Annotated in this window: 12 protein-coding genes; 4 read left to right on the top strand and 8 right to left on the bottom strand. The window is 72.4% G+C overall.

The features are described from left to right. Positions 1 to 67: 67 nt before the first annotated feature. Positions 68 to 1,063, top strand: a complete 996-nt coding sequence (locus tag BN2279_RS16130) for a GlxA family transcriptional regulator (protein ID WP_059010191.1) — start codon at positions 68 to 70, stop codon at positions 1,061 to 1,063. Between the two features lie 31 nt (positions 1,064 to 1,094). Here BN2279_RS16130 and BN2279_RS16125 read toward each other — a convergent pair whose 3' ends face one another. The 8 genes from BN2279_RS16125 to BN2279_RS16085 form a co-directional block, all read right to left on the bottom strand. Continuing rightward, complete coding sequence (locus tag BN2279_RS16125; protein WP_059010893.1) at positions 1,095 to 1,817, bottom strand: ABC transporter permease; 723 nt, start codon at positions 1,815 to 1,817, stop codon at positions 1,095 to 1,097. Positions 1,818 to 1,831: 14 nt separating this feature from the next. Further along, complete coding sequence (locus tag BN2279_RS16120) at positions 1,832 to 2,749, bottom strand: ABC transporter ATP-binding protein (RefSeq protein WP_059010189.1); 918 nt, start codon at positions 2,747 to 2,749, stop codon at positions 1,832 to 1,834. Beyond that, positions 2,746 to 3,648: an ABC transporter permease gene (locus BN2279_RS16115; protein WP_059010187.1), complete on the bottom strand. Its 903-nt coding sequence runs from the start codon at positions 3,646 to 3,648 to the stop codon at positions 2,746 to 2,748. The genes BN2279_RS16120 and BN2279_RS16115 overlap by 4 nt, the downstream gene beginning before the upstream one ends. Then, positions 3,645 to 4,577 carry an ABC transporter ATP-binding protein gene (locus BN2279_RS16110; protein ID WP_234347994.1) on the bottom strand — a complete coding sequence of 311 codons (933 nt, stop codon included), beginning with the start codon at positions 4,575 to 4,577 and terminating at the stop codon, positions 3,645 to 3,647. Before BN2279_RS16110 ends, BN2279_RS16115 begins: the two co-directional genes overlap by 4 nt. 97 nt (positions 4,578 to 4,674) lie before the next feature. Next, positions 4,675 to 5,625 carry an LLM class flavin-dependent oxidoreductase gene (locus BN2279_RS16105; protein ID WP_059010183.1) on the bottom strand — a complete coding sequence of 317 codons (951 nt, stop codon included), beginning with the start codon at positions 5,623 to 5,625 and terminating at the stop codon, positions 4,675 to 4,677. A gap of 1,137 nt (positions 5,626 to 6,762) precedes the next feature. Next, on the bottom strand, positions 6,763 to 7,464 hold the full coding sequence (locus BN2279_RS16095) for a hypothetical protein (RefSeq protein ID WP_059010178.1): 702 nt from the start codon (positions 7,462 to 7,464) through the stop codon (positions 6,763 to 6,765). A gap of 158 nt (positions 7,465 to 7,622) precedes the next feature. After that, positions 7,623 to 8,666 (bottom strand): metallophosphoesterase, encoded by a 1,044-nt coding sequence (locus BN2279_RS16090; protein ID WP_059010177.1) that lies wholly within the window; start codon positions 8,664 to 8,666, stop codon positions 7,623 to 7,625. A 154-nt stretch (positions 8,667 to 8,820) separates the two neighbouring features. After that, positions 8,821 to 9,945 carry a LacI family DNA-binding transcriptional regulator gene (locus BN2279_RS16085; protein WP_059010175.1) on the bottom strand — a complete coding sequence of 375 codons (1,125 nt, stop codon included), beginning with the start codon at positions 9,943 to 9,945 and terminating at the stop codon, positions 8,821 to 8,823. A 305-nt stretch (positions 9,946 to 10,250) separates the two neighbouring features. Here BN2279_RS16085 and hisC point away from each other — a divergent pair, with 305 nt between their 5' ends. The 3 genes from hisC (at position 10,251) to cydB (ending at position 14,045) form a co-directional block, all read left to right on the top strand. After that, the gene (hisC, locus tag BN2279_RS16080) at positions 10,251 to 11,372 is read left to right on the top strand and encodes a histidinol-phosphate transaminase (protein WP_059010173.1); all 1,122 of its coding nucleotides are present in this window, start codon (positions 10,251 to 10,253) and stop codon (positions 11,370 to 11,372) included. Between the two features lie 145 nt (positions 11,373 to 11,517). Continuing rightward, a complete protein-coding gene (locus BN2279_RS16075) occupies positions 11,518 to 13,032 on the top strand; it encodes a cytochrome ubiquinol oxidase subunit I (protein ID WP_059010171.1) in 1,515 nt (504 codons plus the stop codon). A 17-nt stretch (positions 13,033 to 13,049) separates the two neighbouring features. After that, complete coding sequence (cydB, locus tag BN2279_RS16070) at positions 13,050 to 14,045, top strand: cytochrome d ubiquinol oxidase subunit II (RefSeq protein WP_059010169.1); 996 nt, start codon at positions 13,050 to 13,052, stop codon at positions 14,043 to 14,045. Positions 14,046 to 14,064 lie beyond the last annotated feature (19 nt).

Raw genomic sequence — 14,064 nt, 5'->3', positions numbered from 1 at the left:
ACCAGCCTGCGCGGGGGGACGCGCCCTCGGCACTGGCCGGATGGCCATGATGTGACAGGATCTGGCCATGGCCCCGCCCCGGTCCACGGCCCCGCACCGTGTCGTCGTCCTCGCCCTCGACGGGGTGATCCCGTTCGAGCTGGGCATCCCGGCCGCGATCTTCGGCGGCGCCGAGGGGCCGGCCGGCGAGCCGCTGTACGAGGTGATCGTCTGCACCCTCGACGGGCGGCCGGTCCGCTCCGACGCCGGGTTCGCCATCGCCGTCGAGCACGACGCGTCGGCGCTGGAGCGGGCCGACACGTTCGTCCTCGCGCCGACCCAGCGGCTCGGCGCGATGCGGGAGGGCGGACCGCCGCCGCCCGGGCTGGCCGCGGCGTTCACGCGGCTGCGGCCGGGCACCCGCGTCGCGTCGATCTGCACCGCCTCGTACATCCTGGCCGCGGCCGGGCTGCTGGACGACCGCCCGGCCACCACGCACTGGCGGGACGCCCCGCACTTCCAGCGGACGTTCCCCCGGGTGCGGGTGGACCGGGACGTGCTGTTCGTGGATGCCGGCACCATCCTCACCTCGGCGGGCGCGGCGGCCGGGGTGGACCTTTGCCTGCATCTGGTGCGCCGCGACCACGGCAGCGGGGTCGCCAACCAGGTCGCCCGCCGCTGCGTCGTGCCGCCGTGGCGCGACGGCGGGCAGGCGCAGTACGTCGAACGGCCGGTCCCCGGGCCGGAGTCGAACGGCACCGCCGCCACCAGGGCGTGGGCGCTGGAGCAGTTGGGGCGGCCGATCACGCTGTCCGAGCTGGCCGCGCACGCGGGGATGAGCGTGCGCAGCTTCTCGCGGCACTTCCAGGCCGAGGTGGGAATCCCGCCCGGACAGTGGCTGACGGCTCAGCGCATCGAGCTGGCACGGGAGTTGCTGGAGTCCTCGGACCTGTCGGTCGACCGGGTCGCGGACCGGGCCGGGTTCGGCACGGGCAACTCGCTGCGGCAGCACATGCGCGCCGCGCTCGGCATCTCACCGTCCGCGTACCGGCGGACATTCGGCGCCGGAGCCGGGGCCGGGTGAGAGCCATGGGTGCGGCGCGCCGCGCGAGCGGCTACTCGTCGCCCGCCACCTTCAGCACCCGCAGCCGCCGGCCCGCGTACCAGGTGCCGAGCACCGTGGCGGCGGTGAGCAGGATCAGGGCGGTCGGCAGGGCCACGTCCGAGGTGATGTCGGCGCCGTCCGCCGCGACGCGCTCGGCCAGGGCCAGCGACCACTGCTGGATGCTCAGCGTGCGGGCACCGGGGACCAGGCTGCCGAACAGCGCCTCCCAGACCAGGGCGTAGACCAGGCCGAAGACCACGGCGTTCCGCGACACGGTGCCCAGCAGCAGGAAGACCGCGCTGTAGGCGACCGACGCGACGCCCGCCGCCACCGTGTAGGCGCTGCCGATCTGCTGGCTGTTGTCGTTGAGGATCATCCCGGCCAGCAGGATGGGCGTGGTGGTGAACGCGATGGTGACGCTGATCGCCACCAGCAGCTTGGTGGTGATGATCGTGCGGCGGCTGATCGGTTTCGACAGCAGGTAGACGATCGAGCCGTCGTCGATCTCGGGGGCGATCGCGCCCGTTCCGGCGATGACGCCGATCAGCGGCACCATCGAGGCGAGGGCGAAGCCGCCGAGGATCTCGGTGGCGGCCCGGTCGTCGGCGCCGCCGAGCGCCCGGATGACGACGGCGATCACCAGCAGCAGCACGGGCAGGGCCAGCAGCATCAGCGCGCGGCGACGGCCGAGCAGCGCCCGGTAAGTGAGCCGGGCGACCGTGGAGTTGTAGATCATCAAACGTCTCCTTACGCGCTGACCAGATAGGAGAAGACGCTCTCCAGGGACTCGTCCGAGGGCGACACCGTCAGCAACCGGATACCGGACTCACGGGCCAGAAGGGGAAGTTGGGTGGTGAACCGCATGAAGTCCACGGCCTGCACGCGCAGCGCGCCCTCCCCCGCGTCGAACTCGACGCCGGTCGTGGACGGATCGGCGATGAGCGCGGCGGCCAGCGTCCGGTCGTCGCTGGACCGGATCAGGTAACGGTGCGGCCGGTCGGTCATCAGGCGGCGGATCTTGCGGTAGTCCCCGGACGCGGCGTGCCGGCCGGCGACGATCACCTCGATGTGGGTGGCGAGTTGCTCGACCTCCTCCAGGATGTGCGAGGAGAACAGGACCGTGCGGCCCTCGTCGCCCATCCTGCGCAGCAGCTCCATCAGGTGCATGCGCTGGCGGGGGTCCATGCCGTTGAACGGCTCGTCCAGCAGCAGCACGGACGGCTCGTGGACCAGGGCCGAGGCCATCTTCACGCGCTGCCGCATGCCCTTGCTGTAGGTGGAGACGCGCCGGTCGGCGGCGCCCGTCATCTCGACCGTCTCCAGCGCGGCGCGGGCGGCGCCCTCCGGGTCCTTCAGGCCGTGCAGTTCGGCGTTGGCCAGCACGAACTCGGCGCCCGTGAGGTAGTCGTACATGCCCTCGCGCTCGGGAACGAGGCCGATCTCGCGGTACACCTTCTCATTGCGCCAGATCGGCCGGTCGTCCAGCGTGACGGAGCCGGAGGAGGGGGCGAGGAATCCGCTCATCATGTGGATCAGGGTCGACTTGCCGGCGCCGTTGGGCCCGAGGAGGCCGGTGACACCGGGCGCGATGTCCATCGTCACGTCGTTGACGGCGACGACGTTCCCGAACCAGCGGGAGGCGGCGGAGATATGGAGGGTGGTCACAGGCCCGCCTTCCGGTAGCGGCGCGTCAGCAGGTAGGAGCAGAGAACGACGAGCCCGGCGGCGACCAGCGGGTAGCAGGCAGCGGCCGCGCCGGACGGTTCGAGTTCGTCGGGGAACTCGCTGACGCCGCCGAGGAACGCGGCCTGGATGCCGTCCAGCAGCGTGCCCGGCGAGAACAGGCCGAGCCACTCCACCGCCCCCGGGCTGCCCTGCTCGCTGGCGACGACCTGGACGGCGGTCACCGCGAAGTAGGGAACGGTCAGCGTGGCGATGACCGCCGCGACACCGAAGCCTCGGCGCGGCGTCAGCGACGCGACCAGCAGCGCGATCGCGGCGTGCAGCACCGCGAAGACCGCGGCGGCGACCAGGCCCCGCGCGAAGCCGCTGGTCTGCTCGGCGAATCCCAGCTTGCCCAGCAGACCGCCGGCGTAGGCGATGAGCAGCGGGACGGAGACGAACAGGAAGAGCGCCAGCGACAGCGCGGCGAACTTCGCCGCCACGTAGTCGTTCCGCTCGACGGGCCGCGAGAAGTACAGCGGGATCGTCTTGAACCGCAGGTCGAGCGAGACCATCTGCGGCGCGGCCAGAGCGATGTAGAGCCCGAGGATGGGCTGCATGAACAGCGCGTAGCTCGTGTACTCGATGGGCAGTTCGTCCAGGCCCGTGGTGATCGCGACCGCGACCATCACGATCGCGGGGATCGCCGTGATCCCGAACAGGCCGAACGGCAGCACCTTGTGGCGCGCGGAGCGGCCCAACCCGTAGGCCCCGCGCAGCGAATGCGTGATCAGGGAACGCCTGGCGTAGCTCCGGCCGAGCCGCCGGCCCTCGTAGTGGCGGTAGCCGATGTCGTGGATACGGGCGTCGCGGACGCCGCCGGTCCCGGTCCCGGTGCTCACTGGACAGCCTCCTGTGCGTCCTGGAAGACCTCGGCGATGCGGTGGCGGCGCTGCTCCATGCGGATCAGGCCCAGGCCGAGGTCGGCGATGACGTCCCGGACCACGTCGTACGCCGCCTCGTCGGCGGCGTCCACGTGCACCAGGTGCCCGGTCCCCGCGGTGGCGGCCAGGCCGCGCCCGCCGAGGGCGGCGAGCAGCGCCGCCGCGCCGTCCGGGTGGGTGTCGCTGTCGGTGACCTCGACCGCCAGCGACGCGGTGACCTCGGTGAACGCGGCGATGGCCTGGGACCGCAGCAGCTTGCCGCCGTCGATGACGACGATGTGGTCGCTGGTCCGCTCCAGCTCGCCGAGCAGGTGCGAGGTGACCAGGACGGAGATCCCGAAGTCGGCGTGCACCCGGCGGATCAGGCCCAGCATCTCGTCGCGCCCCGCCGGGTCGAGGCCGTTCGTCGGCTCGTCCAGCAGCACCAGTTTCGGGTCGTGCACCAGCGCCTGCGCCAGCTTGACCCGCTGCTTCATGCCCGTCGAGTAGCCGCCCATCGGGCGGTACCGCTCCTCGTACAGGCCGACGTGGCGCAGCGTGTCCGCGGTGCGTTCACGGGCCGCGCTCGCCGGGAGCCCCGACATGCGGGCCATGTGCACGACGAACTCGGTCGCCGACACGTCCGGCGGCAGGCAGTCGTGCTCCGGCATGTACCCCACCTGCTCGCGGATGGCGCCGCCCTCACGGGCGGCGTCCCGGCCGAGCACGGCGGCGGTGCCCTCGGTGGCCGGGGCCAGGCCCAGCAGGATCTTGATCAGGGTCGACTTGCCCGCGCCGTTCGCGCCGACGAGGCCCGTCACTCCGGGACCGATGTCCACGGTCAGCCCGTCCAGCGCGGTCACCCGTGGGTACCGCTTGGTCAGGCGCTCGGTTCGAATCACGCTCACGCTCACGCGACCGACGCTAGCCGCAGGCGCTCGCCGGGCGCGTCACTCTCTGGTCGGACGTGGGCTGGGCTCCCCTTAGGGGCGTTCCCGCGCCGGCTCAGGGCCGCGCGAGCTGCGGGAGTCCCTCGGTGACGATCCGCTCGAAGACGTCCTGATCGGCCTCGAACACCGAGTCCGGGATCGGCCAGTGCAGCACCAGCTCGGTGAACCCCAGCGCGGCGACCGCCCCCGCGTAGTCCACGAACGCCGCGACCGACGACAGGGGCGAGACACCCGCCGGCGTCAGGCTGGAGTCGAGGAGGATACGGCCCAGCCCGCCCGGCTCGCGCCCGGTCTCCTCGCACACGCCGTCCAGCCGCTCGGTCTGCCGCGCCAGCCCGGCCAGGAAGTCGGCGGCCGACCCCTCGAACGTCGCCGGGTCGCCGGTCGTCACCCACGCCTGCCCGTGCCGCGCGGCCAGCCGCATCCCGCGCCGCCCGGTGGCCGCCACGGCGAACGGCAGCCGGGGGCGCTGCACACAGCCGGGAATGTTCCGCACCTCGTGCGCCGAGTAGAACTCGCCCTGGTACGACACCCCCTTGGTACCGCCCGACGGGGCGCCGCCCTCGCTCAGCAGCCGGTCCAGCAGCCGGGTGAACTCCTCGAAGCGGTCCGCCCGTTCACGCGGCGACCACGCCTCGGCGCCCAGCGCCGTCGCGTCGAAGCCGGTGCCGCCCGAGCCGATGCCCAGGGTGACGCGCCCGCCGGACACGTCGTCCAGCGTGATCAGCTCCTTGGCCAGCGTCACCGGATGCCGGAAGTTGGGCGAGGTGACGAGCGTGCCGAGCCGGATCCGCTCGGTCACGGCGGCGGCGGCCGTCAGCGTGGGAACGGCCCCGAACCACGTCCGGTCGCGGAAGCCGCGCCACGTCAGATGGTCGTACGTGTAGGCGGCGTGGAACCCCAACTCCTCGGCCCGGCACCAGATTCTGCGCCCGTCCTCCGTCCAGCGGTGGACGGGCAGGATCACGGTGGACAGCCGCAGCGGCAGCTCGGAGGACACAGCCATGGGCAGCAAGGGTAAGCCCAATCCCGCCGCCTTTGGAGCGCTTCGGCGGAAGCGGCCGGTGAACGCCGGGAGCGCCCCGCGCCGGACGCGCCCCGCACGGGTGTACGCGCGCGCCTATGCTGGCTGACCGTGGACCCGCACCCCGCATCGCCCCCGCCCGCGTCCCGCCGACTGCCCCGCCTGATCGCGACCGACCTCGACGGCACGCTGCTGCGCCCCGGCGGGACCGTGTCGCCACGCACCGTCGCCGCCCTGGCGGCGGCCGAGGCGGCCGGGGTCCAGGTCATCTTCGTGACCGCCCGCCCGGTGCGGTGGATGGAGATCGTCAGGGAACACGTCCACGGCCACGGCATCGCCATCTGCGCCAACGGAGCGGCCGTCGTGGACCTGCACCGCGACGAGATCGTGGAGACCCGGCCCCTCCTGCGGGAACAGGCGCTGCTCATCGCGCGGGCGCTGCGCGGGGCGGCGCCCGGGGTGACCTTCGGGGTGGAGCGGACCACCGACTTCCACCACGAACCCGGGTGGCCCTCGCTGGACTTCGAGCCGATCTCGGTGGTGGCGCCGATCGAGAAGCTGATCGCGCCGGGCCCCGGCGTCCCCGATCTGCCCATCCTCAAGCTGCTCGCCCACCACGACGCCCAGGACCCCGACGCGTTCCTGGCGCTGGGCGACGAAGTGGCGGGCGAGCACGGCACGTTCACACGGTCCAGCCCGACCGCGCTGCTGGAGATCAGCGCGCCGGGCGTCACCAAGGCCCGCACCCTGGCCGCCCGGTGCCTCCGTTTCGGCATCCGGCCGGACGAGGTGGTGGCGTTCTGTCTCTTATACTTATCTCCGAGCCCACGAGCCCACGCGACAGGCAGAAATCTCGTCTGCCGTCTCAACATAAATTCTCCCTCATTTCCCGCATCTGCTCTTTTATGTCTGACTCCCTCTATTTACTATTTTCTTCCTTACGTCGCTTGTGCCTACTGCTCTTCTTATCACACCGCCTCACCCGCCGCATCTCCCTCCTCCCCCCTTGGCCGCCAGCGTCAGATTTGTAAAAGGGCCGGGGCTCGACCCCCGTGCGCCCGCCGCCCCCGCCGATGACGGCGGCGACGCCGTCATCGAGGAGCTGCTGGCGAACGGGATCTAACGCCGCCGCCGGTCGCCGTCCGCGCCGCTGTCGGCGGGGCTGGAGAAGTGCGGGCTGCTGAAGCGCGGGCTGACGAACCCGGCGCGCGAGGCCGCGTCGGCGCGGCGCGGGCCGGGCGTGCGCTCCCGCAGGAACGGCACGACGCCCCGGTCGTGCAGGGCGCGCCGCCACTCCTCACGGGCGCGGGCCACCTCGTCGGCGGACGCGGAGGCGCGGATCGCGGTGGACGCGCCGTTGCGCACGGCCGCGACCACCAGCCCGGCCACCGCGACCAGCCCGCCCGCCCCGGCCACGGCCGCGAACACCCAGCCCGCCTGCCGCATCGGCCGGGCGACGGCGGGCTCGGAGCCGGTCACGCCCAGCGCGTACCCGAGCAGCAGGAAGACGACGGCGGCGATCGCGGCCAGCACCGGCACCAGCACGAAGGCGACGGTGAGCAGTCCGGCCCCGTCGTCCTCTCGCGTGCCGGGAGCCGCCGGGCCGGCGGGACGCCGGGAGCGGTCGGCGCGGGACTCGGCCCGCAGCCGGGTGTACCGCCGGTATTCGGCCTCGGCGGCGGAGGCGATGCCGGGCAGCGCGTCGAGGGCCAGCGCCCGGAGCCGGTCGGTCTCGGAACGGTCCACGCCCGACGTCAGCCGGGCGCTCAACAGGGTCTCGTCGAGGACGCGTTCGAAATCGGCGCGGTCCTCGGGCGGCAAACCTTCCAAACCATCAGGGCTGTTCATATGTGTCCCCAGTCCCCGGAGCCGCGCGGGCGTCCGGGTGTCAACCAGGTGATGAGGGACCCACGATGGTAGAACGCATTCGCGCCGGATGACAGGGAATTACCCGAATCGGTCCCCGGCGCGGCGGCGCGTCACCCGGCCAGTGGCAGCCGCGCCACCAACAGCTTTCCGGCCATGGTCACCCCGCCGTCCATCGCGATGGCCAGCGAGTCGGCGTACACGTGCGGCCCGTCCACGCGCGGCGTCGCGTCCCCGCCGGGCCCGCCCGCCGCGTCGGCGTCGGCGCCGGTCTCCCCCGTCAGATACGGGATCGGGCTGTGGCCGTGCACCACGCGCTCGCCGCCGTAGGTGTCGAGCAGCTCGCGCACCGCCCGCGGCCCGGACTCCTCGTCGCGGAACGCGAACCGCTTGGTGAACTTGCGGAACAGGTCCCAGGTCACCTCCACGTCGTTGCGCTGGAGGGCCTGCCAGATCGAGTCGTTGACGTCGTCGATCGTGCTGCCGTAGTCGAGATACGCGGTGGTGTCGGAGTGCAGCAGCAGGTGCCCGTCGGCCAGGGCCATCGAGTCCAGCCGCGACATCCACTGGATGTGGTGGTCCTGGAGCCGCTCCATGTCGCTGCGCTGCCCGCCGTTCAGCAGCCACGCCGCCTGGAACGAGGCGGTGCCCGCCGCCGACTCCACCGGGGCGTCGGTGAACCGGCTCGCGCCGATCAGCAGCAGCTCGTGGTTGCCCAGCAAAGCCTTGCAGTAGCCACCGGCGGCGGCGGCCTCGGCCGACAGCCGCATCACCAGATCGATCACGCCGACGCCGTCGGGGCCCCGGTCGGTGAAGTCCCCGAGGAACCACAGCCGCGCCGTGCCCGCCGCCCAGCCGTCGTTCTCGTCCGTCAGGCCCGCCGCGCGCAGGGCGGCGCGCAGCTCGTCCAGATAGCCGTGCACGTCCCCGACCACGTACAGCGGGCCGGTGCCGTCGAGCGCGTCCCCGGCCGCGGGGGCCGGGACCCGGTCCGGAGCCGGTGGCGCGGCGGGAACCGGGATCGGCAGGTCGGGCAGCGTCGGAGAGTAGACATCCGGCGCGTGCGGAGCGGGCACGCCCGGCTGCGCGCCGTGCCATACGTCCGGTCCCTGACCGGCCCCCTGAGCCATCGACCCCTCCACCACTACGCGCCGCATGAGAGCCCGGCGGCCCGCCCGCCGGGCCGGTCGCCGTGCCATTCGCCCATCATAGGAATCCCGGCGCCCGGTTGTGAGACACCCGGGGCCGGACTTTCGCTTCCGGCCCACGCGGCGCCGTCCTCGGAACCGCCGCGTACCTGTCTACCCGAACCTACTGGTCAACGGCAGGGGGTGTACGCGGCGCCGCCACCGTGGCGTGCGGCCGGCAGTGCGGCGGCCGGTGGGACGAGGCGCGGACGATCAGCTCGGTGGGCATCACCTGTTCGCCCTGCGGCCGGCCGGTGGTCCCCTCGATGGCGTCGATGAGGAGCTGGATCACGGTGGTGCCGATGCGGCCCGGTTTGAGGGAGAGCGTGGTGATCGGCGGCTCGGTGGTGGCGTAGACGCTGGACTCGCTGCAGCACACGACGAGCAGGTCGTCGGGGACGCGCAGGCCGTAACGGCGGGCCGCGGCCAGCAGATCGGTGCCGTTGGGGTCGAACAGCCCGTAGACCGCGTCGGGCCGGTCGGGGCGGGCGAGGAGCCGGTCGGCGGCGACGGCGCTGGCGCACGGGTCGTGCGCCGGGTACGCCTCGTAGACCGGGCTCTGGCCGGCGCGCTCGCACCAGTTGAGGTAGGCGGTGGTGGACAGCCGCGTGTACGTGTCGGTGCTGGTGCCGGTCAGCAGCCCGATGCGGCGGGCCCCGGCGGCGGCGAGGTGGTCGAGCAGCCCGGTGACGGCGGCCTCGTGGTCGTTGTCCACCCAGGCCGTCACGGGCAGGCTGCCGCCCGGCCGGCCGTCGGAGACGACCGGGATGCCCTGGCGGACCAGCTCGGTGACGACCGGGTCGTTGTCGGCGGGATCGATGACGACGGTGCCGTCGAGGGCGACGTTCGACCAGACGTCGAAGTCGCGGTGCTGGGAGGCGGCGGGGAGGATGACCAGCGCGTAGCCGCGGGCCAGCGCGGCGGAGGTGGCGGCGCGCGCCATCTCCGCGAAGTAGGCGAACTCGGTGAAGGTGAACGGTTCTTCGCCGTAGGTCGTCACCGTCAGACCGATCAGTCCCGACTTGCCGGTGCGCAGGGTCCTGGCGGCGGCGGAGGGTCGGTACCCCAGGCGGTCGGCGACGGTGCGGACATGGCGGCGGGTGGCTTCCGGCAGCCGCCCCTTGCCGTTGAGCGCGTCGGAGACAGTCGTGATCGAGACACCGGCGGCGGCGGCGACATCCCTGATGCCGGCCCGCCCGCTTGTTCGGCGACCGGGGGTCCGCGTCACCTGATGCTTCGCTGCTGTCATGGCGACCTGATCGTAGGCCCGGCCGGACGGGGCTACAGCAGCTTCCGGACGCTTCCATGACAGTACGTTTTTGCATGGCGAGCGGCTCGCCGTACCTTGGATCGCAAGGCGATCGAGGGCATGCACCCGGCCCGGAGCCGGTGGACGCGCACCCCCTCCGGGTTGCCGCGCGAAATTCAACGGCCGCGTCCTCACTCCCACGGGGGTAGCGCGCCAGGGAGCACGCCAGGGGCGCGTGCCGCGTGCCGCCCGCCGTTCCGCCCCACGGTTACGCCCGGCCGCGGGTTGCTTCTAGGGTGTGCGAAATGACCGCATCTTCTCAGCACCCCGCCCCCGCCCAGGCCACTGCCCCGGCCCGCGGCGGCCCTCGGCTGCGCGCCGCGCTGGAGGACATCCCCGCCTACGCGCCCGGCCGCCCGGCCGGTGACGGGCCCGGGTCCTTCAAGCTGTCGTCGAACGAGAACCCGTACCCCCCGCTGCCCGGGGTGCTCGAAGCGGCCATCGCCGCCGCGGGCTCGTTCAACCGCTACCCGGACATGGCCTGTTCCGGCCTGCTGGCCGCGCTCGCGGAGCGTCTGGAGGTACCGGTGTCCCATCTGGCGGTGGGCACCGGCTCGGTCGGGGTCGCCCAGCAGTTGCTCCAGGCCACGGCCGGGCCGGGTGACGAGGTGATCTACGCGTGGCGGTCGTTCGAGGCGTACCCGATCATCACGCAGATCTCCGGCGCCGCCTCGGTGCGGGTGCCGCTGACGGTGGGTGAGGAGCACGACCTGCCGGCGATGGCCGGCGCGGTGACCGAACGGACCCGGCTGATCTTCGTCTGCACCCCCAACAACCCCACCGGCACGGCGATCCGGCGGGCGGCGCTGGAGCGTTTCCTCGATCGGGTGCCCTCCGACGTCCTGGTGGTCATCGACGAGGCGTACCGGGAGTTCGTCCGCGACAGCGAGGTGCCCGACGGCCTGGAGCTGTACCGGGAGCGGCCCAACGTGTGCGTGCTGCGCACCTTCTCCAAGGCGTACGGCCTGGCCGGGCTGCGGGTCGGCTACGCCGTGGCGCACGAGCCGGTGGCCGCCGCGCTGCGGAAGACGGCGGTGCCGTTCGGCGTGAGCCGGATCGCGCAGGACGCGGCGATCGCGTCGCTGGGCGCGGAGGCGGCGCTGCGGGAGCGGGTGGACGCGCTGGTGGCCGAGCGGGCGCGGGTCGTGGCCGGGCTGGCGGAGCAGGGCTGGAACGTACCGGAGTCGCAGGCGAACTTCGTGTGGCTGCGGCTGGGGGAGGAGGCGGGCGCGTTCGCGGTGGCCTGTGAACGGGCGGGCGTGACGGTCCGGCCGTTCGCGGGGGAGGGCGTCCGCGTCACGGTCGGCGAGCCGGAGGCGAACGACATCCTGCTGCGCACGGCCGCGCGCTTCCGCGAGCGGCGCTAGGACGCGCGTCCGGGCGGGAAGCGACCGAGGTCACACCCCACGCGCCACCCCCCGTGCCGGGGCGGGCGGGCGTGTGGGCCATAATGGCTTGTGAATGTGAATACGTTCACAAGCTCACTCGCACCACCCGCGGAGGAGAAGAACCGTGGACCTCGCGCTCGCACCGGAAACCCTGGCGCGGTGGCAGTTCGGCATCACCACCGTCTACCACTTCCTCTTCGTCCCGCTGACGATATCCCTGGCCTCCCTGACCGCCGGCCTCCAGACCGCGTGGGTCCGCACCCGGCAGGACAAGTACCTGCGGGCCACCAAGTTCTGGGGCAAGCTCTTCCTGATCAACATCGCGATGGGCGTGGTCACCGGCATCGTCCAGGAGTTCCAGTTCGGGATGAACTGGTCGGACTACTCGCGCTTCGTCGGCGACGTCTTCGGCGCCCCCCTGGCCTTCGAGGCCCTCATCGCCTTCTTCTTCGAGTCCACCTTCATCGGCCTGTGGATCTTCGGCTGGGACAAGCTGCCGCCCAAGCTGCACCTCGCCACCATCTGGACCGTCGCCGCCGGCACCGTCCTGTCGGCGTACTTCATCCTCGCCGCCAACTCCTGGATGCAGCACCCGGTCGGGTACCGCGTCGACGAGGAGACCGGCCGGGCCGAGCTGACCGACTTCCTCCAGGTGCTGACGCAGAACACGGCCGTCGCCCAGTTCTGCCACACCATCACCGCCGCGTTCCTCACCGGCGGCGCTTTCATGGCCGGTGTCGCCGCCTACCACCTGCTGCGCCACCGGCACGTCGCCGTGATGCGCGCCTCGCTGCGGCTCGGCCTGATCACCATGGTCGTCGCCGGGCTCCTCACCGCCTTCTCCGGCGACCGCCTCGGCAAGATCATGTACGAGCAGCAGCCGATGAAGATGGCCTCCGCCGAGGCCCTGTGGGAGACCGAGGCGCCCGCGCCGTTCTCCCTCTTCGCGGTCGGCGACGTCGAACAGGGGCACAACACCGTGGCCGTCGAGGTCCCCGGCCTGCTCTCGTTCCTCGCCCACGACAACTTCTCCGAGGCCGTCCCCGGCATCAACGACATCAACGATGCCCTTCAGGAGCAGTACGGCCCCGGCGACTACCGGCCCAACATCCCGCTCGCCTACTGGAGCTTCCGCTGGATGATCGGCTTCGGCATGGCCTCGGCGACCCTGGGCGCGGCCGGGCTCTGGCTCACCCGCCGCCGCCTGTGGCTGGCGCCCGCGCTGCGCACCGGCCCGGACGAACGGCCCCGCCTGGCCCTGACCCGCGACCACGAGCTGGGCCCGGCCCTGACCACCTGGTTCTGGCGCGGCACCGTGCTCACGCTGCTCTTCCCGCTCATCGCCAACGCCTGGGGCTGGATCTTCACCGAGACCGGCCGCCAGCCCTGGGTAGTCTACGGCCTGCTGCGCACCGACGCGGCCGTCTCCCCCGGCGTGTCGCAGGCCGAGGTCATCACCTCGCTGACCGTCTTCACCCTGCTGTACGGCGCCCTCGCCGTGGTCGAGGTGCGGCTGATGATCAAGTACATCAAGGCCGGTCCACCGGAGCTGACCGCGTCCGACCGGAACCCGCCCACCCGGATCGGCGGCGACCACCACGAGACCGAACCCGACCGGCCGATGGCCTTCTCCTACTGAGCCGCGAGGAGCCCACGATGCACCTTCCCGACCTCTGGTTCCTCATCATCGCGGTGCTGTGGACCGGGTACTTCTTCCTGGAGGGCTTCGACTTCGGTGTCGGCGTGCTGACCGGCACCCTGGCCCGTGACCGTGCCGAGCGCCGGGTGCTGATCAACACCATCGGCCCGGTCTGGGACGGCAACGAGGTCTGGCTGCTCTCGGCGGCCGGTGCCACGTTCGCCGCCTTCCCCGACTGGTACGCCACCTTCTTCTCCGGCTTCTACCTGCCGCTGCTGCTGATCCTGGTCTGCCTGATCGTGCGCGGGGTCGCGTTCGAGTACCGGGCGAAGCGGCCGGAGGAGCGGTGGCAGCGGAACTGGGAGAACGCCATCTTCTGGTGCTCCGTCCTCCTCGCCTTCCTGTGGGGCGTGGCGTTCGCCAACGTCGTGCGCGGCGTGCCGATCGGCGCGGACCGCGAGTACGCCGGCGGTCTGCTCGACCTGTTCACCCCGTACGCCCTGCTGGGCGGCGTGGTCACGCTGACGCTGTTCACCTTCCACGGCGCGGTGTTCACGGCGCTGAAGACGGTCGGTGACATCCGGGTCAGGGCCCGCCGGGCGGCGGACGGGCTCGGCGTGGCGTCCGCGACGCTGGGCGGCGCGTTCCTGCTGTGGACGCAGGCCGACAGCGGCAACGCGCGCAGCCTCGTCGCCGTGGCCGCCGCCGTCGCCGCCCTGGCCGGCGCGCTGGCGGCGAACCGGCGCGGGCGCGAGGGCTGGGCGTTCGCGCTCTCCGGCATGACCGTGGTCGCCGTCGTCGCGACGTTCTTCCTGGCGCTGTTCCCCGACGTGATGCCGTCCTCGCTGGCCGCCGAGTGGAGCCTGACCGTGGAGAACGCCGCCTCCACCCCGTACACGCTGCGGATCATGACCTGGTGCGCCGTCCTGGTCACGCCGCTGGTGCTGGCCTACCAGGGCTGGACGTACTGGGTGTTCCGCAAGCGCATCGGCACCCAGCACATCGCGTCATGAAGCCCGTCATAAAGCCCGT

This window comes from Streptomyces specialis (genome assembly GCF_001493375.1).
GTDB lineage: Bacteria > Actinomycetota > Actinomycetes > Streptomycetales > Streptomycetaceae > Streptomyces > Streptomyces specialis.
This window is presented reverse-complemented; position numbering and strand designations above follow the sequence as displayed.